Here is a 19,344-nt window from a genome sequence, read left to right as displayed (position 1 = left end):
GGCGTCGGCGGTCTGCCCGTGCTATCGTTACTTGGCTACCCCTTGAAGGGGTTCGTCGTGTCGAAGGTTAGTTGCTCACTTATTTGATCTTCTTTCAGCTGATTTTGAATGTATTCCTGAATCTTTTTAGCGTTTTTTCCCGCTGTATCGACGTAATAGCCTCGGCACCAAAACTGCCTTCCTCTATATTTAAATTTCATGTCTCCCCATCGTTCATAGATCATGATACTGCTCTTCCCTTTTAGAAATCCCATAAACGAAGATACGGATAGTTTGGGCGGGATCTCTAGCAGCATATGAACGTGATCCGGACATACTTCCGCCTCGATTATGTTCACGCCTTTCCAACTACATAACTCCCGTAGAATCGCTCCAATTTCTAAGCGCTTCGATCCATAAAATACTTTTCGCCTGTATTTCGGAGCAAACACGACGTGATACTTACAATTCCATTTTGTGTGTGATAAACTATGGGTGTGATTTAGTGATGTCATTATTTCCTCCTGATTGTGATTGGTTGGCAGACCTTTCTTATCATACCATTCTGGGAATAACGGGTGATTATCGCTAAAGCTAAACGGAACCCCCGGTCTAACCGGGGGTTTTCTAATGCAAAAAAAACACCGCAGGTTGCGGTGTTTGTCTGTATGTGCTTAACGTTTGGAGAATTGGGGGGATTTGCGGGCTTTCTTCAAGCCGTATTTCTTTCTTTCCTTCATTCTCGGGTCGCGGGTCAAGAAACCTGCTTTTTTAAGAACGGCACGGAAATCGGGATTAGCTTCTTGCAGTGCACGTGCAAGACCCATGCGAATGGCACCGGCTTGTCCGGTGTAGCCGCCGCCGTTGACCTTAACGAGGACGTCGTATTGGCCTTCGGTTTCCGTAATGGTCAAGGGTTCTTTTGCCACGGTACGTAAAGTTTCGTAACCGAAGAAGTCTTCCAGTTCTCTACCGTTGACGAGGAATTTGCCGCTTCCGGAGAGGAGTCTGACTTGGGCTACGGACGTTTTTCTTCTACCTGTTGCTCTAATTTGATCTGCCATGTGATTCACCCTTCCTTACACTTCGTAAACTTCCGGCTTTTGCGCTTCGTGGGGATGGTTCGGACCTGCGTAAACTTTTAATTTACCGAACATGGACCGACCTAAACGGCTCTTGGGGAGCATGCCCTTAACGGCATATTCGATGACGCGTTCCGGGTGCTTTTCGCGAATTTCTTTGTAAGCCACTTCGCGACGTCCGCCCGGGTAACCGGTGTGGGATGCGTGAATCTTGTCTTCCCATTTGTTACCGGTTAATTTGACCTTTTCGGCATTGATGACGATGACGAAATCGCCGGTATCAACGTGGGGGGTGTAAATGGGCTTGTTCTTGCCGCGTAAAATGTTCGCGACTTCGGTAGCCAAGCGGCCGAGGACTTTATCTTCGGCGTCGATGACGTACCATTTTCTATCTACTTCATTGGCTTTAGCCATGGTTGTCTTCATAGATGACCTCCTGCTATATCAAAAGGGATAATGTTCAAAAGTTTCCGGGGCTTTAAAACACTAGTAATTAGTATAGAGCAAAGACCGCCTTCTGTCAAGGGCTTTCCGCTGATTTCTGCGGTTTTTTCTCTATTGGCGAAGTTTTTTTCTACGGGCTATAATAAAGGGAGTGAAGAAAGGATGTGACTTCTTTGAACCGCAACGGCCATCTCCCCCACTTTAAGTATTTTTCCTACGACTGCGACCATCACGTAAAAAAAGAATATTCCATCGTCCACAATCCTCGCCCTTTGCCTTTAAGTGAGGCCATTACCCGGGCTTTGGAATACCTTCTGTGGTATGTGCCCAATATTAATTCCTTTCAGTCCCCCTCCAATGTGTTGATTACGGAGCCCCTCTACGAGGACTTCAGTTTCGGCCTGGTCTCCGAGGCCCTTCGCCTGAACGCGAAGGATATCTTGTTTTTGGATTACATCGACGACGACATCGTGGATTATTATATGGATTCTATATGCACCAACTGCCAAAAGATGATTCTCACCACCGGGGAGCACGAGACGAAGATCTCCGCCCTGGTGCGCCACATGCGAAATGCCATCGCCCACGGCTATTTTACCGTGGTGGAGGAGAGGATGATCGCTTTTGACGTGAAGCATTTTCCGAAAAAAGAGGATTCCTACGGCTGTACTGCCGTGTTGAAGCTGGATCCTCTCCACTTGGTGCGGGCGTTGAAGCTTTTGGAAGAAGAGTTGACCCACGAGCACCTGGCGGCCATCGCCTTCTCCCGCTGCGGCTACGAAATTTTGGACAACGACTACGACAATCCCGAGCTGCCCTACGATTTTACCATGGAAAAAGACGGCCACATCTACGCCGTAGAAATTAAGCCCATCGCCACCAAAGGCGTGGCCCATGCGGAACATTTAGACAGCATTCTCGCCCACTTCCCCAAGGAAGTAAAGGAGAGGAAGGTGCTCTTAATGGATTCCGCCGTCTTGGATCCGGACGCGAAATTGGCCCTTCGGAAAAATAAAATTCTTCTTTTGGACCGGGACAATTTAAAATCCCTCATGTCCGGCGACGATATCTTAGGCCGCATTGAGCGGAAGATGAAGTAATAAACAAACCTCTTTGCCTATGGTTTTCAGGCAGAGAGGTTTGTTATTTAATCATCTTCTTTTTTGCCGCCTTTTCGATCGATTCTGACCAAGCTTAGTACCGTAAAGAGCAGGTTGCTTCGGTGGCTGTAGCCGGTGTATTTCGGTTCCCAGTGGGCGGCGTATTTCATTTTGAAGCTGCGCAGTCCCTCGAAGGAATACAGATTGCTTCCGAATTTATACACGAAATAGGCCAGTTTTTCCTCGAGAAAGCTGTGCTCGTTAATGCCCACATTGGCCAGAGGCGCCATGCCCAGATCGAAGGCAATTTTGCCTTCCTCTTTGAAGTGCATAAAGAGGTTTAAGAACATAAAGTCCATGGTGCCGCCGGGGGCGTCCTCCGGATCGTAGCGCATCAGGTCGATGGTGGCCCAGCCTTCTTTATACACGGGCATGAGGTTGGCAAAGGCGATGATTGCCCCCGCCTCGTCTTTCACCACGGCCATGGGCCCGCGGTTCAAGTAGTCTTCGTCGAAGTAGCCCATGGAAAAGCCCCGCTCTGCCCTGCCTTCCAGCCATTTGTCTGAAATGGCTTTTAAATCGGCGAAAATATACGGATCGTAGGGTGGGTTGATGATCTCGAAGTGCATATTTTCTTTGGCGAATTTATTCAGCACATTGCGAAAAGCCTTTTTGCTCTTTCCTTCCAATGTAAACTCTTCCAAGTCTACCACGGCGGTTTCGCCGAATTTCATAAAGTGGAAGCCGTAGTCGTGGAGCTTCATAATCAGCTCCCGGGACACTTCGTAAAAGACCGCCTCGTAGCCCAGCACGTCAACTTCGCGAATAAATTCCCTGACGCAATCGTCCATGTGGGCCTTATCGCCCATGGGCTCGCCCATGACGATGACTCGGTCTTGGGCCGTCCGCAGTTGAAGGGCGCACACGTCCTCTCCATCCACTTGATACCAGTACAGGTCCTTGTCCCCCAAGAATACGAGACCGGCGTCCATATCGCCGCCGTAGGCCCTTAAAAGGGCTTCGACGCGCGCCTCGTCCGCCCTTTCGCCCACCCTTTCGCCTTCGCCCCGGACGTAGCGGTAGATGGCCCAGAGGACGGCGGCGATAATGAGCAGCATGAGGCTGATGCGCAACCAGTTTTCTTCAAAGGGCAGGACGATAAATTCCCGTGCCTTAAGCAAAAGCCCCATCCCCTTCGCTTTGTTGGCGATGGACAGCAGGTACATGGTAATAAAGAAAAGAGCGATGCCCAAGTCAATAAACAGGCTTTCTTTTCGGTAGATGAATTGTTTGCGGTACAGATCTCTGCGGCTTGCCACGGTAAGGATCGTGAGCAGAATCAGGTAAAGGTAGGTAATGAGCCCGAAGCCGGTCATGACGGCGTAGACAAAGGTGAGGGCCAAAAAGAGGAGGGTCGGCTCCATTGCTTTTTCTTGCCGCTCCACGTGAATCCGCCCGAGGAAGATAAAGACCAGGCCCAGAAGGATGCTCGGCGATTGGTACAAAATGTTGGCGTGAATGGGATTGAGTTTCGCCAAGAATTTGATGGTGTTGACTTTATCGGGAATGGTTGCCGAGAGAATCATAAAGATCCCGAAGAGATACATCATAAAGGAACAGAGGTCGTGGGCAATGGACTTGGCAAATTCCGCCGGCACGCCGTCGTTTTCTTCGTTGAAACTGCGTCCGAAGTGCTTGATGAAAAAGTACAGGCCGATGACAAAGGGCACGACGTAGTAAAAGAGGCGGTATAAGAGAAGCCAAGCCAGGGCCTTTTCGTAGCCGATGCCTAAATTCCCGAGGCCCACCAAGGTCATGAGGTCGAAGGAGCCCAAGCCGCCGGGCATGAGGGAGACCATGCCGATTAAATTGGTGGCCACCACCAGGGTAAAGACTTCCGCCACGTGAAAGGACTGGCCCATGGCCCTGCCGATAAGCAAAAATGTGCCGATGGCGCCGATCCATTCCAAAACGGAGGTGCAAAGCAGCTCCCTTTGTGCCCAGTGGGGCACGCTTTTTTTGTCGTCTTTTTTGCGGTTGGAAAAGAGAATCACCGCCGGAGAGTAAATCAAGCCGCCGATTAGCCAGGGCAGGTAGATCGCCGCCGTCGATTCCCGGTGAAAATACAGATACAACAGGCCGAAAAGGCACAAGACGGAGATGCCGATTAAGTAGTAAAAGTAGGTTTCCACCACTACTTTCACCATTTCCATCTTGTCTTTCTTCCTGCCGTAGAAGTAATGGCGCAGGCCCATATTGATGAGGCCGCCGAAACCGATCAGGTTGTTCATGGTGTTGACGGTGTAGCTGGTTTCGTAGATGGTACGCTTGTCCATGTCGTTGCCGATGAGGCGATTGAAGATCACGTCGTAATTAATCATGGGCACGACGGCAAGGATGCCCACAATGAGCATGAGCAAAACATTATAAAAGGGAACGCTCCCCAAGGCGTCTACCACGCGGTCGTAGGAAATTTCCTTGGATAGGCTTTTAAATTCCACGACGACGAGGATAAATACGCTGAGTACAAATAGGGGCTCCCCGTATTTTTTTATGGTTTCGAAGAGTTTTTTCATGACGCTCCTTTTAAGAAGTTAATAACGATTTGATTAAATACCCTCGCATTGGTTCTCGCCAGGCGATGGCCCTCTTTGGCCACTTCCACGTAGCGGCAATTGGGAATCAATGAGGCGATGTATTTGGAATGGGCGGTTTCCACCACGTCGCGGGCGCCGACGATAACCATGGCCGGGCACCTTAGGTGGCGAAGGGCGCCTTCGGAAATGTCCGGATCCTTCACGAGAAGCTTGGCCTTAAGGCGGGTGTCCTTAAATTTTTCGGAGATCATGTTTAAGGCGGCGCCGAAGGCGTACTGCATATAGGATGTGATCCGCCCGATTAATTTCGTGCCGCTGAAAAAAAGATTCCCCGAATTTAAGACCAGTTTACTCACTACCTCGGGATAGAGGGCGGCAAAGGCCATGGCCAGATTGGCGCCGTCGGAAAAGCCGACGATGGAGGTTTTCTCTACGCCCAAGGCGTCCAAAGCCTCTTTCGTATCCCGGGCCATCAGCCTGAAATTTAATTGCTCGCCCCAATTGTTGCTCTTGCCGTGGGCGCGACTGTCGAGAAAGATCAGTTGAAAATAATGTTTGAAGGGCGCCACCTGATAGCGAAAGAAGCGACTGTTGCCGCCGTTTCCGTGCAAAAATAAAACCGGCTTGCCCTCGCCGATGACGGAATAGAAAATATCCGTCCCATCGGCCATCGTAAGATATCCGCTCGTCTTCATACTGCGCCTCGATTGCTGATTTTTTAAATGAAAAAGACTTTCGTCTCGATTTCTATTATAGTCATTGCGCAAAAAAAGAAAAGGCATCTTTCCTTAGAAGAAAAACACCTTTTCTTTGATTTCTTTATTTTTTTGTACGCCCTTAGCTCTTAGCTGAAGTCCTTTAGGGAATCGTCCACCAGGACGTTTTCCAAAGGCGTTTGATATTCGGAATCTTTCATGTATTTGCCTAAAGCTTTTTTGACGCGGGTCGTGGAGGCGATGGTGCCCATCCCTGCGATACAGCCGCCTTCGCAAGCCATCCCTTCTAAGAGGAAGCCGTCTTTCTTGCCGGCCTTAGCCATTTGAAGCATGCGGATACATTCCTTCAGGGAGTTGGCGCCTTCGATTTGGATGTGGCGTTCGGGATCGATCTTTTCAGCCACTTCTTTTACTGCCGCCGCAACGCCGCCGGCCATGGCATAGCCTTTTGCCGAGGAGGAGGATTCTTCTTCCTCTGGTGCGCCTTCAATTTCGGAGGGCTCGATGTCTCTGGCCACGAACATACCCATGAGTTCTTCGAAGGTGATGACGAAGTCCACATAGTCTTTGACTTCACTTGTTATGGCTTCCACTTTTTTCGACGTACAGGGACCGACGAAACAGACGAGTGCATCGGGATCCTTGCGCTTAATGTGTTCCGCCGTGTAGCGCATGGGGCTTCCGGAGTCGGAGACGTATTCTTTCAGTTCGGGGAACTTGTATTCGATAAGAAGCGTCCAGGAGTGGCAGCAGCTGGTACCCATGAAGGGAATTTCACTGGGCACGCGCTCCAGGTATTCCTTGGCTTCGTGGAGGGTGGTGTAGTCTGCGCCGAGGCCGACTTCCACCATGTCTTCAAAGCCCAATTGCTTCACTGCGGCGCGGATTTGCTCCGGCGAGGTGTCGGCGCCGAATTGGCCGATGTAGCTGGGCGCGGGAATGGCGTAGATGCGTTTGTTCTTTTCCTTTAAGGCCTTGACCAATTGATAAATCATGGTCTTATCGCCGATGGCGCCCCAAGGGCATTGAACCACGCAGCGACCGCAGCCGACGCATTTGTCGTGGTTAATAATGGCGCGATCTTTTTCGTCGCTTTCAATGGCGCCGACGCCGCAAACCGATGCACAGGGGCGATCGTATTCGACGATGGCGCTGTAGGGGCAGGTGCGTTGGCACCGGCCGCACTTCACGCATTTCGATTGGTCGATGACAGCACCGTATTGACCGATGGACACGGCGTTAACCGGGCACACATTGGTACAGGGGTGGGCCATGCACTTGCGGCAATTGTTGGTTACGGTAAAGGCACGGGTGGGGCAGGATTCGCAGGCAAATTTAATGACGTCAACTAAGGGCGTCTTGAAAATGCTCGTGGAGACGTCCACGTCGTCGAAGCCGTCGGTCACCTTTATGTACTCGTCGTAATCACGCAAGTTCATACCCATGGCGAGACGCGTCATTTCTTCTACAATGGCACGTTTTCTGAAAAGCTCTTCTCTGTCGTCGGGAGATGTGCCGGGATAGAGACGGTGGCCAATGGATTCCAATTCTTGCAACGGCGTGTCTGCATAAGCCATCTTTGCGATTTCAGAGAACACGCGACGGCGCAGGCTCACTATACTTGCATAACTTTCTTTCATTTTTTACCTCCTCTTATTCTGAATGATCGATTATTTTGTTTGTATTCCGGTGCGCTCCAAGATGACGCCCGAAATTTCGTGGGGTTTTACCGTAGTGAAAAGTTCGCCGTCGATTTCAACGACCGGGGTATAATTCACGCCCTTTTCTCTACATACATTCATGCAGTTGACGTGGACGATTTCCAAGCCGCCGTCTTTAAAATAGCGTTCCTGAAGATCTTCCAGCGCGTCAAGTACAGCACTGGCGCCCATCATGGTGCAGCGGGCGCCGACACAGACTTTTACTCTCATACACTCTCCTTCTGAATTTACCTACTGAGGATTCTTGCTGACAATGGAACGAAAAGCCGCATTTCTGTCCAACGCTTCGTAAACGGGCAGGCTGATCAAGGTGCAGATGATCACTTCGCTGGCCGCCACCGATAGGCTCATGGTCAAAAATCCGACGATTCCGCCGCCGAAAGCAAGAACCAACTCGAAACCGATAATCCAGGAGAATAGGGCCGGCATGAGACTTGCCACCCACTTCTTATGGAGCTTACACATAAAATACAAGCTGATCGCCGTGTGGAAGGTGCCGAAGAATAAATCGTATAGGCCGAGGGGCGAGCTTATATTCGAAAGGAAGACGCCGAGGACGATGCCCGGCGCGAAGGCGGGATTGTAAAAGGCCAGGAGGTTCATGATTTCCGACACGCGGAATTGAACGGGGCCGTAGGAAATAGGAGCAAAGACCACGGTTAGGGCGTAGTAAACCGCCGCCAGTACGGCTGTGGTCGCGATCCAATGGGTCGTGAGTTTACGCTTCATGGTGCTTACCCTCTTCATTGATTTGATTGCTGTGGGCCAGGCGAGAGGCCGCCGCGGCGGCGATGGCTGCCACCATGTCGTCGCTGAATGTGGTCACTTCACTGCCTTTTCGTTTATCTAATTGATCGATGATGCCGATTTTCTTTTTGTCCAAATAACCGAAATTCGTAAGGCCGATGGAGCCGTAAATATTGACGATGGAAAGGCTCAGCACCTCGTCGATGCCGTAGAGGCCTTCGTCGGCCGCAATAATGGATTGAATGGGCTCTTCAAAGCGCTCTTGTTCCACGGCCTTGTCGATGGCCAGAGCCGTCAGGACGGCGTGGATGGTTTCTCTCTTCCGGAGAACGGCCAGTACATTTTCTTCGCACATGGCCATGGTAATGGGGGCGTAGTCCTTTTGCAGATCGTAAACGATGGCTGCAATGTCGGAAATTTCGACGCCTTTATCTTTTAATGCCTCGATGGTGGTTTCATACAACCGCTTCATGTCGTAATTATACATAGTTTCCTCTTTCTATTTTTCCCGGCGTCTCAAGGAGCGCCGGCGTCGGTACGTCACGGGGCCTCTCGCCGCCGATAAAAGGGCGAGGCACTGGGGAATTAAGGCCGCTGCGGCGTAAATCGCCGTCATTGGCTTGAGTCTGAGAAGGCTCACCGCCGCCATTTGAGGCAGCATGGTCACATCGGCGGGAAAACGCCACAAGGAACGAAACGCGCCGCGTACAAAGCCTTCTGCGCCGCCGCCGAAGTAGGCCACGGCGAGGCAAATGCCCCAAATCAGTGCAGGCAAGACCAGGATTAAAATACCGTCGGTCAATCCTTTTACATTCATAAATCGGCCGACAAACAGGTAGACCAACACCGCCAAGACCACCGGAATCAGGCGAAAGAGCGTGTGGCCGTAAATCGCCCCTTCCAGTGTCGGTGACAGATGGAGATAAATCAAAAATACCGAATAAATCAATATGAGAAACAGCTGCGCCATGGTGAAAATGAGCAAATTATTGCGCATTTGTCGCCCCCTGACTGTCGAGCTTGTTTTTCAGACCGTCGGTAAAGGCCGTGGAGCCGTCTTTAAAAATCCAGTAGGCTTCCACGCCGTCCAGGCTGTCGATAAGAGCCCGGCCCTTTTCATAGGGCAGGCAGAAGGCGGTGGTGGACAGAAAATCCGCCAAGCCGCTGTCTTTGGTCACGATGGTAACGGAGCGGAAATGATCCGCCGGCATAAGGGTGTCCGGGTCGATTAAGTGGTGGTAATGCTTCCCGTTCACAATGTAGTAGCGTTGGTAATCGCCGCTGGTCACCACGGAGGTGTCGTTGGTGTAAATGATGTCTTTCATGTTCTCTTCCGCCGACCCGTCGCCGGTGATGGCTTCCGGATTTTGCAGGCCGATGCCGAAGCTGTTGCGCTCCGCCTCCGGCGCGGATCCGATGATTTTTACATTGCCACCGGCACTGATCAGGGCGGTTTCAAGGCCCGATGCCCGCAGCTCTTCGCCGATCAGCTCCGTGGCATAGCCTTTGGCCACGGCGCCCACGTCGATTTTCAGCTCGGGATCTTTAATTTCTACGGAATGATCCGCGTCGTTTAAGACGATGTCGTCGATATTCGTATGTTTATTGGCCGCCTGAAGCTCCTCCATGGTGGGGATCTTCGCGTCGGGCAGGCCTTTTTTCAAGGCCTCGTCGTCGGCGGAGCGTTCCGATTCCGGCACCACCTCGTAGGCGTCCCGGTAGCTTTGCCAAATGGACGTGACGGCGCCAAAAGCGATGTTCGTCTCGCCGTATTTTTTGTACTGCTCCTTCGAGAAGCGAAGCAGATCATACAATTCCTCGTCCACGACGACCTTGCCCTTGCCGGCCTGATCGTTGACGGACTTAACATTGACGATGCCGTCGTAATTTTTAAAACTGCTGTACAGGTGATCCAACTCCTGATAGCGCTTGTGAATGGTCTCGAAATAGTCGTTGGCCTCTTCTTCGCTTGAGGCGTAGACAATGGCACTTACCACCGTATCGAAGGTGTCGTAAAATGTGGTTTGAAAGCGCGAGGTGTCCCCCGCCTCGCTTGTTTGCGCCGCTTTTTTATCGCTCGGCTCGTTTTCCGCCGGCTTTTGTCCGCACCCGGTCATCAGGACCAGGGCTGCCATCCATAGGGCCAGTAATTTTTTCATGTATCCTTCTCCCTCGTCGCAAAAACCGACGAAACATAGAAAAAGAACGGGATTGCCGTTCCTATTGCGTACTCTCATTGCGCTACATGCATGGGCATGGCGCCGCGAACCGATGCGTTCGCTCATTGTCGTCGAAATTCTATCAAAGAATCTCTGCACTCCTATTCTATCGGACGAAGGGCTTCTTGGCAAGTTTTTCACGGAAATTATACAGTCGAATTGGAGCGATTCCCACAAAAAAATCGAGAAAGCAAAAGCTCTCTCGATTCATTGATTTTTCGTCGGGATGCTGTGGTTTTTACCAGCCGCCGCTGGCGCCGCCGCCGCCGGAAGATCCGCCGCCGCCGAAGTTTCCTCCGCCGAAGCCTCCTCCTCCGAAACCGCCGCCGCCAAAGCCGCCTCCGAAGCCACCACCGCCTCCGAAGCCGCCGAATGGGAAGAAGAAGGGGCCGCGATAGCCGCCGCGACGATTGTTGCCGCGACCGAAAATGATGATGATCAGAACGACGAGGATCGCCAGGCGAATCATCTCTTTCCATTCCCCTATATCCGTCTCTTCTTCGATGGACTCGGTTACTGCATCTTTGCCCTCGATGGTGATTTGGTATTCCTCTTCCAGCCTCGAGAGGATTTCGCCGAAGGCCACCTGAATGCCCGCTTCGTAGTTGCCGTCCTGAAAGTAGGGCACCATGTCGTTTAAAATGTCTTTCGCCACCATGTCCGGAATGGCGCCTTCCAGACCGTAGCCCACTTCGATTTTAAACTTCCGGTCTTTCATGGCAATGAGAAGCAAGATGCCGTTGTCTTTTCCCTTGGTGCCGATGTCCCATTTGTCGAATAGATCCACCGCCGCTTCTTCGATGGTTTTGCCTTCAGGCAAATGGTTCAGAATGCAAACCACCACCTGGGCGCCCGTTTGGTCAAAAAGGGACTCATTGGTCCGGACGATGTCGCTTTTCGCCTCGTCGCTTAAAATGCCTTCCTCGTCGTAGACGTAAAAATCATCCGTGGCCTCGGGAAGGTCTGCGGCAAAAACGGGAAGGGACAAAAAGCACAGGGCCAGGACCAGTAGGAATAGGCGCTTTTTCATGGCTCGGACCTAAAACTTAACTTCAGGCACCTTCTCGGCACCCTCGGCCGCTTGGAAGTACTCTCTTTGGCCAAAGCCCAACACCTTCGCCACGAGGTTGGTGGGGAAGTGTTTCACCGATTTGTTGAAATCCGCCACGGCTTCGTTGTAGCGCTTGCGCTCCACGGCGATGCGGTTTTCCGTGCCGGCCAGTTCCGCTTGTAAATTGGCGAAGTTGCTGTTGGCTTTAAGCTCCGGATAAGCTTCGGCGACCACGTTGATGTTTTTCACCGCTTGATCCATTTGCGCATTGGCCTGAGCGTATTCCTTCGGCGTGGAGGCGGCCTTAACGGCGCTCCGCGCTTCGGTCACCTTTGTAAATACGTCTTCTTCGTGTTTTGCATAGCCTTTTACCGTTTCAACTAAATTGGGAATCAGGTCCGCCCGGCGCTGCATGGTGTTTTCCACTTGAGCCCAGGCTTGGTTTACATCTTCATCTTTTACTTGGAGTTTGTTGTACGTGGATCCGAAAATGCCGCCGATAATCAGCAAAATCGCCAGTACGGGAATTAATTTTTTCATCGGTTCTCCTTTGCTCGTATGGTTGTGATTTTCAGTGTTTCCATGGAGGCATCCAACATGGCTTCAATGTCCAGGTTCGCCTCCGAGGCTTCCATGTCTTCCACCGTGGGCCTCAGGCTCGGATGCTTCGGCAAAAAGACGGTGCAACAATCTTCATAGGGCTGAATGGAGGTTTCGTAGGTCTCGATGCGCTCGGCCCAGCGAATAATATCCACCTTGTCCATGCCGATGAGGGGGCGAAAGACGATGCGCTCCGCCACGTCGTTCATCACCGTGAGGCCGTCGATGGTTTGGCTCGCCACCTGACCCAGGTTTTCACCTGTAATCACGCTTTTGTAGCCGTATTTATCCGCCAGGCGATTGGCTATGCGCATCATAAAGCGGCGGGAAAGGACGGTCATCTCCTCCGGAGGACAGTGTTTGTTCAGTTCTTTTTGGATGGGCAGGAGATTTACGCTGTAAACATTCATCTTCACCACGTAGCGGGCGAGGATTTTCGCCAAATTCATCACCTTTTCTTCCGCCTGAGGCGAGGTAAAGGGATAGGAGTGGAAATGCAGGGCATCCACCTGCACGCCGCGCTTCGCCATTAAAAAGCCCGCCACCGGCGAGTCGATGCCGCCGCTTAAAAGGAGCAGGCCCTTGCCGTTGGTTCCCAGAGGCAGGCCGCCATAAGTAGGGATTTTTTTGTGGTAGAGATACATCTCGTTTTTAATGTCGACATAGAGATAAAAGTCCGGTTCGTGGACGTCCACCGCCAGGCGACCTGAGAAGTGATCCAGAATCACCCCGCCCAGATCCATGTTCACTTCTTGGGAATTTTTGAAGAAGGCCTTATCGCTCCTTTTGGCCACGACCTTAAAGGTCTTGTATTCCGGTTGTTCCTCGAGAAGCCGACCGATGTAGTTGACCGTCTCTTCTTTTAGCCGGTCCCAATCTTTTTCGAACGCCCAGCTCGGGGAAATATACACGATGCCGAAGACAAAGCGCAGGCGATTGATGGCCGTCGCCTCCACCGCCGGGTCGATTTCCACCTGGATTTTCCCCATTTCCGGCTTAATGTCTATATACCCGACATCGGATAAGCTACTCTCGATGTTTTGAATGATCCTGCGGATAAAATAGCGGCGATTGGCGCCTTTTAAAACCACTTCACCTAAGCTTAAACTAAGTATACGCTTCATATTACCTCCTCATAATGGAGCGAATGGTCTCCACCGCTTCTTTCAAGGCCTCGACGAATGCGTCGCATTCCTCCATGGTCGTTTCTCGGCTCAGACACAGGCGAATGGTTCCTTCGGCAAAATTGTCCGAAAGGCCCAGGGCCGTTAACACGGGATTTTTTCCGGTGCGATGGCTGGAACAGGCACTTGATGTGGAAATGTAGATTTCTTTTTCCTCCAGCATATGGAGAAGCACCTCGCCTCTTGTGTCGGCTATACTCACGTTTAAAATATAAGGGCTCGCCGGCGCGTGGCTGTTTATGGAAATCGCGTCGATGGTTTCGATTCCCGCTTTTAAATGAGCCATGCGTTCCTCGGCTTCATCCAATGCGATGCCCTCTTCTTTCAACACGTCGAAGGCGGCACCCAGGCCGTAAATTCCCGGAATGTTTTCCGTGCCGCTGCGCATGCCCATTTCCTGTCCCCCACCGTAAATAAAGGGCTTCACGGATTTTTTCACGAGGAGGCCGCCGATGCCCTTGGGTCCGTGAAACTTGTGGCCACTGAAGGAATAAGTGTCGCAGCCCATGGCGTCGAAGTCGATGGGGAGTTTTCCCACGGCCTGCACCCCGTCCACGTGGACCTTTACCGTCGGGTAAGCCGCCTTGATTATCGGAATCCATTCTTCCACGGGATTGATGCTCCCCAGCTCGTTGTTCACGTGAAAAAGGCTCACAAGCACCGTGTCTTCGTCCATGGCAGCCATGAGTTTCTCAAAAGGGATGTGCCCCGTTTCGTCGATGGCCACTTGCCGAAGCTCCATCTCCGATGCTTTAATGACATTTAAAATCGAAGGGTGCTCGATGTTTGTCGTCACCACATTTTTTCCCGCGCCCTTGTTTTCGATGGCGGAGCGAATGGCCGTGTTGTTGGACTCCGTGCCGCCGGAGGTGAAATACAGCTCGCCGCCTCGGCAATTGAAATAGTCCTTAATGCTTTCGCGAATGGCTTCCTTCTTCTTGCTCACGGCATAGCCGAATTGGTGCAGGCTGGAGGGATTGGAAAAATCCTCCTGCAATGCCGTGGTCATGGCGTCGATGACAGATTTCAGCGGCCGCGTCGTGGCGCAGTTATCTAAGTAAATCATTGTTGCCTCCTTTTCCTGTGGTATACTTGCCCCAGGAGGAAATTATGGTTTATTTCTTACAAATTTATTGTTCTCATTACGGCCCCAAGGCGCGCCCTGTGGCCTACGGCCTTCTCGGAGACGATTTCATCATCGAAGCGGAAGCTGCGGATCCCGCGGAGGATTGGATCGCCCCCTTAAACCGTGCCTTGGAGTCTTTACCTATACAGAATACCCTATATCTCTTTCACGGGCAATTTGAAACACGCATCCTTTGGCCTTATTTAACAAAAAAAGCCCGCGAGCGCCTGGATGTGGCGGCGGATCTTTTCGACGAAATTAAAAAACGTATGGCCATCGCGCCCCTCGCCTCCTATCGCCTGGCAAGCTTGGCCCTTCAAGGCGCCTTTGAGGGATCTGTGTGCGTCGGCGAGGATTTTCCCCGCTTCTTTAAAGAAGCGACGCCTGAGGCCCTCGTGGAGCAAATCAAAGGCAATCTGAAAGCCATGGCGGCGGCAGAAAACTATTTACAGCAGTTGAAGAGCTACCTGCGCCTCGGCGATGTGGAAATCGACGGATTCAGCCTTCATCCTTTTCAAATCACGGGAAGAACCGATTCCGCCATGGACCGCTACGTGCAATACGACGATCTGCTCTACGTGGAAAAGGCGGGCCGCTTCACCCTCGATGCCCCGGCGAAAATCCTTCCCTACGACGCCGATCGCCGCGCCCTCGTCCTTGAAAGCGACCTGCCCATCGCACAAAGCGTGCCGGCGCCGGAAGGCTATTTAATTTTTGCTTTGGATGGTGCGGTGTATTACGATACCCTACTTTCATTCATTCATGAACTCCGCAACAAAAGTCGATAATTCGCTACCTTAAAAGGCTCTGTCCTATCCATTGGGAGGTAATTCCTCAATGGATATTTTTGTGCAAAAAGATAGCTGCTTCAAAGCATTCCCCTTTTACATGGAACAGGCAAGGCGAAAAAAGCGGATAAGGGGAGCGGCGCACTTGCTTACGCGTCTACAAAAATCGATTTGGAGTGCTTACGGCAGCGTTGATTTCTCAAAGAGGGAAGGAGCACACAAAAAGATCAAGACGGTGAAAAGCGTATCATTTCCCAACGAAACTACTTTTCATTTGTTCAAAAGACCGGTGATGAGTGGCTTTTAGGAAAACAAAAAGGAGCCTAGTTTTCACTAAACTCCCCAATGGTTGACATAAGGTCGAGAAAAAAGTCTACAAAAAATCAATGATAGGTTCTCACTACCGATTTAGAACCCAAAGGTAATTCTCATCGTTCATCATCAGCGCAAAGCAACGATCCTTAACATAGGTATCAAAAGTAAACTTTAATCATTGCATTTAAAGTCTATCATAAAATAACACGAATCACTTGCCAAATCAGTAAAAATAATATCTGCATAAATTTCATGGTCTATCGTTTTATATATGCAGTACACTTCATCTACTCCATTTCTAATGATTTTTTTCCGCTTCAATTCCATTAATAGGTTTTTTATATTCTCATTTTTTTCAACTGCCGTCGGATCATACTTGAGGGTATTTTCTGTCTTATTCAAATTATCAATAAATTTTTTATGGTCTATTTTAGACTTAAAGACTATTTCATAAATTTCAAAATTTGAATCGTTTAGTCTTCTTGCTTCTGTCTCGTCTGAATTTATATTGAACATTCCAAATTTACTTATATATTTCTGGTGACTTATTCTGTAATCAATGGATGGAATAATTATTATAAACAAAAATAACCCGCCCAAAAAAAGCAAATACATTTTTTTCATTTAACACCACCAATACTAAACAGGCTCTATATTATCTATCGAGGAGTAGCCTCTTCAATGGATATTTTTATGCAAAAAGATAGCACTTGTTTTCCCTATTGCCTAAAATTAAATCACCACAAAATAATAAAGGGGGGCAAACAAGTGCAAAACAATATTACCACATTGCTTTTAGAAATCCAAGATGTGAAGGTGACGGGAGCGGAAGCGGATCACGGGGACAGAAAGAAATTGCTTTAAAAAGGGGCGCAGCCACTTGCAGCCACTTAAAGAAGCAGACTCAAAAGCTGACAAAGGGAGGAAAGAGCTGATCGCCACCCTGCTCGAGAAAAGCGATGGCATTAGAGTCGCGTATTTTTACCCCTATCCTTTCAAAAAAATAGCCGCTTCAAAGCATTCCCCTTTCACATTGAATAGGCAAGGAGACAAAAAGCGGACAAGGGGAGTCGCGCACTTGCTTACGCGTCTACAAAAATCGGTCTAGAGTGCTTACGGCAGCGTTGATTTCCCACAGAGTAACGGCTATGTGGAAGAAACGCACAACAAGATCAAGACGGTGAAGCACATCGCCTGTGAGATGCGCAAGCTTTACCATTTCCAGACCAAATAACTGTTTGTTCAACAGACTGATGATGAGTAACTTAGGAAAACATAAAGGAGCATAGTTCACTAAACTCCCCAATGGTTGACAATGGTTGACATAGAGCCGATTTTTCATGGAGGCTAAATTGTAAGAGATTGGCCAAAAAAGGCTGCCGGCAGAATGACCATGGCATTTGCTGGCAGCCTTTTTACTTACCCTCACATATCAAAAACCTGGCTGGGACTTTCCAAATAGAAAATTTTTTGGCGAATAGTAGCCCTGATGACATGCCGGGTCTCTCGGTCCCCCTTCTTGGTGACAAAGACCAGATCGTAGCTATCATCATCCGGATCCACTCTTGTAACAGAAACCAGATCCACACTGTCCAAAGTCTTTTCTCTTAGGGGGAAGTAGGGGTAATCCCCATTGGCCACCATCGTCTCCAGTGCCTCCCGGGTCATGACTTCCTTAAAGGGGTCATAGAGAGCGGGCAGATCCCGGGCCGCTTCTCGGCCAGCTTCCGGGTCTCCATCCAGTTTAATGACCTGGCCTGCCCGGCTTAGGTCTTCTTCCAACTGCCTCCAATCCTCTTCCTTGAAGTCCAGCTGGGCCAGATAGAGCTTGGCAAAGTCTTGGGCCAGTGCTTGGGCCGGGTCTTTGGTCTCTTTGGGACCACAGGCCACCAGGGTCAGGGCCAAAGCTAATAAACTAACTATAGATGCTCTTTTCATAACATCTCTCCTTTGCTTTAGTTGTTAAAAACTTACAATATGGGGGTTTCCATCTCCTTTTTCCGGTTATTCCGGTACTGTTTACCAACTCAATTTTATAGGCCCACATAAACCGGCCGAGCCTTACTCAATATGTCGCCATTACTATACCTAGCTGAATTTAACAATAATTTATCGACAAACATATTTCCTTCCTCACTTTTTTGTAATAAGTGGTATATAGCAAATTGTTTTAATCCGCACTATTATCTGCTTATAAGGCATAATCGCATCTTTTTAATATTTTGTCAAACGTTTGCACATTTAGCTGTTCTAATTCTATTCTCCTTTAACCTATAACTATTCAATGAATCTTTCATCCCTAGGCGCTGCTTTTGTTCATGGAAATGATTGGTTTTTCCCTTGATCAAACACTCATTAATTCATATCAAAAATATGGCTCTATGACAACCATTGAAAAGTTACTCCCCAATGAATAGTATAGAGCCATATTATAAAGACACAAAAAAAGCCGAGACAAACTCGGCTCATCTTGGCAGGAGTAGTAGGATTTGAACCCACGACATTTGGTTTTGGAGACCAACGTTCTACCACTGAACTATACTCCTATACGTGATGCTATTATACTAACAGATTTTTCACCTGTTTTCAATCCTTTTTTATATCACCAAAGGTAGGCATTGACATAAAAAAACTGTAGCCAAAGCTACAGCCCTCGAGTCTTTACTCAACTGGTGCCCAGAGCCGGAATCGAACCAGCGACACGCAGATTTTCAGTCTGCTGCTCTACCGACTGAGCTATCTGGGCTTAATGGTGGGCCCTCAGGGACTCGAACCCTGGACCTACCGGTTATGAGCCGGGAGCTCTAACCAACTGAGCTAAAGGCCCTCACAAATTGGCGGAGAAGGAGGGATTTGAACCCTCGCGCCCCGTGAAGGACCTACTCCCTTAGCAGGGGAGCCTCTTCAGCCACTTGAGTACTTCTCCTTATTGGCGGAGAGGGTGGGATTCGAACCCACGTGGGCGTGAACCCTAACGGTTTTCAAGACCGCCTCGTTATGACCGCTTCGATACCTCTCCTATTATGGTGATCCATCCGCGACTCGAACGCGGGACACCCTGATTAAAAGTCAGGTGCTCTGCCAACTGAGCTAATGGATCATAATGGCTGGGGCGACAGGACTCGAACCTGTGGAATGCCAGAGTCAAAGTCTGGTGCCTTACCGACTTGGCTACGCCCCAATAAGTTAATGGCGCACCTAGGAGGATTCGAACCCCCGACACACGGATTAGAAGTCCGTTGCTCTATCCTACTGAGCTATAGGTGCTCGTGGAGCGGGTGAAGGGAATCGAACCCTCGCAACCAGCTTGGAAGGCTGGGGCTCTACCACTGAGCTACACCCGCAGGTGAATATCGAAATAACTCCCGGTACTGGAGAAGGTCGATTCGAAGAACCGCATAGCGACCCAACTACCGCCTCAAACTTAAATTGGTAAAATGGTGGAGGAGAGTGGATTCGAACCACTGAAAGCTGAGCTAACGGATTTACAGTCCGTCCCCTTTGGCCAACTCGGGAACTCCTCCGAAAAGTGCTTTCGCACTGGAGCTGATGGGAGGACTTGAACCCCTAACCTACTGATTACAAATCAGTTGCTCTACCAATTGAGCTACACCAGCGCACATTGACAATTAATTAAGAGCTCATCTTTCAAAAACACATAAGGTAAACCTATGT

20 protein-coding genes and 11 tRNA genes are annotated in these 19,344 nt (G+C 50.0%); 3 read left to right on the top strand and 28 right to left on the bottom strand.

Annotated elements, in window-relative coordinates:
* Positions 1-35: 35 nt before the first annotated feature.
* The 3 genes from tnpA to rplM form a co-directional block, all read right to left on the bottom strand.
* Complete coding sequence (gene tnpA / locus WKT05_RS08515; RefSeq protein WP_068454115.1) at positions 36-494, bottom strand: IS200/IS605 family transposase; 459 nt, start codon at positions 492-494, stop codon at positions 36-38.
* Positions 495-653: 159 nt separating this feature from the next.
* Positions 654-1,043, bottom strand: a complete 390-nt coding sequence (gene rpsI / locus WKT05_RS08510) for a 30S ribosomal protein S9 (RefSeq protein ID WP_215508869.1) — start codon at positions 1,041-1,043, stop codon at positions 654-656.
* A 15-nt stretch (positions 1,044-1,058) separates the two neighbouring features.
* Complete coding sequence (gene rplM / locus WKT05_RS08505; RefSeq protein WP_215508868.1) at positions 1,059-1,487, bottom strand: 50S ribosomal protein L13; 429 nt, start codon at positions 1,485-1,487, stop codon at positions 1,059-1,061.
* 191 nt (positions 1,488-1,678) lie between these two features.
* Between rplM and WKT05_RS08500 the strand changes: the two genes are divergently transcribed.
* Positions 1,679-2,605 (top strand): hypothetical protein, encoded by a 927-nt coding sequence (locus tag WKT05_RS08500; RefSeq protein WP_340413730.1) that lies wholly within the window; start codon positions 1,679-1,681, stop codon positions 2,603-2,605.
* Positions 2,606-2,652: 47 nt separating this feature from the next.
* Here WKT05_RS08500 and mprF read toward each other — a convergent pair whose 3' ends face one another.
* The 12 genes from mprF to WKT05_RS08440 all read right to left on the bottom strand — a co-directional run bounded on the left by mprF (position 2,653) and on the right by WKT05_RS08440 (position 14,506).
* A complete protein-coding gene (gene mprF, locus WKT05_RS08495; protein WP_340413729.1) occupies positions 2,653-5,181 on the bottom strand; it encodes a bifunctional lysylphosphatidylglycerol flippase/synthetase MprF in 2,529 nt (842 codons plus the stop codon).
* Positions 5,178-5,897 (bottom strand): alpha/beta fold hydrolase, encoded by a 720-nt coding sequence (locus WKT05_RS08490; RefSeq protein ID WP_340413728.1) that lies wholly within the window; start codon positions 5,895-5,897, stop codon positions 5,178-5,180. Before WKT05_RS08490 ends, mprF begins: the two co-directional genes overlap by 4 nt.
* Positions 5,898-6,046: 149 nt before the next feature.
* Positions 6,047-7,558, bottom strand: coding sequence for a 4Fe-4S dicluster domain-containing protein (locus tag WKT05_RS08485; RefSeq protein ID WP_340413727.1), 1,512 nt, complete (start codon positions 7,556-7,558; stop codon positions 6,047-6,049).
* A 30-nt stretch (positions 7,559-7,588) separates the two neighbouring features.
* The gene (locus WKT05_RS08480) at positions 7,589-7,849 is read right to left on the bottom strand and encodes a (2Fe-2S) ferredoxin domain-containing protein (protein ID WP_215508863.1); all 261 of its coding nucleotides are present in this window, start codon (positions 7,847-7,849) and stop codon (positions 7,589-7,591) included.
* A 21-nt stretch (positions 7,850-7,870) separates the two neighbouring features.
* Entirely contained in the window at positions 7,871-8,368 is a 498-nt protein-coding gene (locus WKT05_RS08475) for a QueT transporter family protein (RefSeq protein WP_215508862.1), read from the bottom strand.
* Positions 8,358-8,873: a phosphatidylglycerophosphatase A family protein gene (locus tag WKT05_RS08470; RefSeq protein ID WP_340413726.1), complete on the bottom strand. Its 516-nt coding sequence runs from the start codon at positions 8,871-8,873 to the stop codon at positions 8,358-8,360. The genes WKT05_RS08475 and WKT05_RS08470 overlap by 11 nt, the downstream gene beginning before the upstream one ends.
* A 12-nt stretch (positions 8,874-8,885) precedes the next feature.
* The gene (locus WKT05_RS08465; RefSeq protein ID WP_340413725.1) at positions 8,886-9,383 is read right to left on the bottom strand and encodes a hypothetical protein; all 498 of its coding nucleotides are present in this window, start codon (positions 9,381-9,383) and stop codon (positions 8,886-8,888) included.
* The gene (locus WKT05_RS08460; protein ID WP_340413724.1) at positions 9,373-10,545 is read right to left on the bottom strand and encodes an FAD:protein FMN transferase; all 1,173 of its coding nucleotides are present in this window, start codon (positions 10,543-10,545) and stop codon (positions 9,373-9,375) included. Before WKT05_RS08460 ends, WKT05_RS08465 begins: the two co-directional genes overlap by 11 nt.
* Positions 10,546-10,843: 298 nt before the next feature.
* Positions 10,844-11,635, bottom strand: a complete 792-nt coding sequence (locus WKT05_RS08455) for a TPM domain-containing protein (RefSeq protein WP_340413723.1) — start codon at positions 11,633-11,635, stop codon at positions 10,844-10,846.
* Positions 11,636-11,644: 9 nt separating this feature from the next.
* Positions 11,645-12,196, bottom strand: coding sequence for a LemA family protein (locus WKT05_RS08450; RefSeq protein WP_340413722.1), 552 nt, complete (start codon positions 12,194-12,196; stop codon positions 11,645-11,647).
* Positions 12,193-13,380 (bottom strand): tRNA uracil 4-sulfurtransferase ThiI, encoded by a 1,188-nt coding sequence (gene thiI, locus WKT05_RS08445; RefSeq protein WP_340413721.1) that lies wholly within the window; start codon positions 13,378-13,380, stop codon positions 12,193-12,195. The genes WKT05_RS08450 and thiI overlap by 4 nt, the downstream gene beginning before the upstream one ends.
* A gap of 1 nt (position 13,381) precedes the next feature.
* On the bottom strand, positions 13,382-14,506 hold the full coding sequence (locus WKT05_RS08440; protein ID WP_340413720.1) for a cysteine desulfurase family protein: 1,125 nt from the start codon (positions 14,504-14,506) through the stop codon (positions 13,382-13,384).
* 44 nt (positions 14,507-14,550) lie between these two features.
* Between WKT05_RS08440 and WKT05_RS08435 the strand changes: the two genes are divergently transcribed.
* On the top strand, positions 14,551-15,354 hold the full coding sequence (locus tag WKT05_RS08435; RefSeq protein WP_340413719.1) for a hypothetical protein: 804 nt from the start codon (positions 14,551-14,553) through the stop codon (positions 15,352-15,354).
* A 49-nt stretch (positions 15,355-15,403) separates the two neighbouring features.
* Complete coding sequence (locus WKT05_RS08430; protein ID WP_340413718.1) at positions 15,404-15,661, top strand: hypothetical protein; 258 nt, start codon at positions 15,404-15,406, stop codon at positions 15,659-15,661.
* Positions 15,662-15,840: 179 nt separating this feature from the next.
* Here WKT05_RS08430 and WKT05_RS08425 read toward each other — a convergent pair whose 3' ends face one another.
* The 13 genes from WKT05_RS08425 to WKT05_RS08365 all read right to left on the bottom strand — a co-directional run bounded on the left by WKT05_RS08425 (position 15,841) and on the right by WKT05_RS08365 (position 19,286).
* Positions 15,841-16,293 carry a hypothetical protein gene (locus WKT05_RS08425; RefSeq protein ID WP_340413717.1) on the bottom strand — a complete coding sequence of 151 codons (453 nt, stop codon included), beginning with the start codon at positions 16,291-16,293 and terminating at the stop codon, positions 15,841-15,843.
* Positions 16,294-17,094: 801 nt separating this feature from the next.
* Positions 17,095-17,607, bottom strand: a complete 513-nt coding sequence (locus WKT05_RS08420; protein ID WP_340413716.1) for a hypothetical protein — start codon at positions 17,605-17,607, stop codon at positions 17,095-17,097.
* 533 nt (positions 17,608-18,140) lie between these two features.
* A tRNA-Trp gene (locus WKT05_RS08415) sits at positions 18,141-18,215 on the bottom strand.
* A gap of 124 nt (positions 18,216-18,339) precedes the next feature.
* Positions 18,340-18,415: transfer RNA gene (locus WKT05_RS08410), tRNA-Phe, on the bottom strand.
* A gap of 4 nt (positions 18,416-18,419) precedes the next feature.
* Positions 18,420-18,496, bottom strand: a tRNA-Ile gene (locus WKT05_RS08405).
* An 8-nt stretch (positions 18,497-18,504) separates the two neighbouring features.
* Positions 18,505-18,595: transfer RNA gene (locus tag WKT05_RS08400), tRNA-Ser, on the bottom strand.
* A gap of 4 nt (positions 18,596-18,599) precedes the next feature.
* Positions 18,600-18,688, bottom strand: a tRNA-Ser gene (locus WKT05_RS08395).
* Between the two features lie 5 nt (positions 18,689-18,693).
* Positions 18,694-18,769: transfer RNA gene (locus tag WKT05_RS08390), tRNA-Lys, on the bottom strand.
* Between the two features lie 4 nt (positions 18,770-18,773).
* Positions 18,774-18,850 (bottom strand) — tRNA-Gln (locus WKT05_RS08385).
* Between the two features lie 9 nt (positions 18,851-18,859).
* Positions 18,860-18,936 (bottom strand) — tRNA-Arg (locus WKT05_RS08380).
* Positions 18,937-18,939: 3 nt separating this feature from the next.
* Positions 18,940-19,013 (bottom strand) — tRNA-Gly (locus WKT05_RS08375).
* A 94-nt stretch (positions 19,014-19,107) separates the two neighbouring features.
* A tRNA-Tyr gene (locus WKT05_RS08370) sits at positions 19,108-19,193 on the bottom strand.
* A gap of 17 nt (positions 19,194-19,210) precedes the next feature.
* Positions 19,211-19,286: transfer RNA gene (locus tag WKT05_RS08365), tRNA-Thr, on the bottom strand.
* Positions 19,287-19,344: the final 58 nt, after the last annotated feature.

The organism is Peptoniphilus sp. HCN-40583, assembly GCF_037892835.1.
Classification (GTDB): domain Bacteria; phylum Bacillota; class Clostridia; order Tissierellales; family Peptoniphilaceae; genus Aedoeadaptatus; species Aedoeadaptatus rachelemmaiella.
The sequence above is the reverse complement of the archived record's forward strand: the minus strand, read 5'-3'. Positions and strand labels throughout refer to the sequence as shown.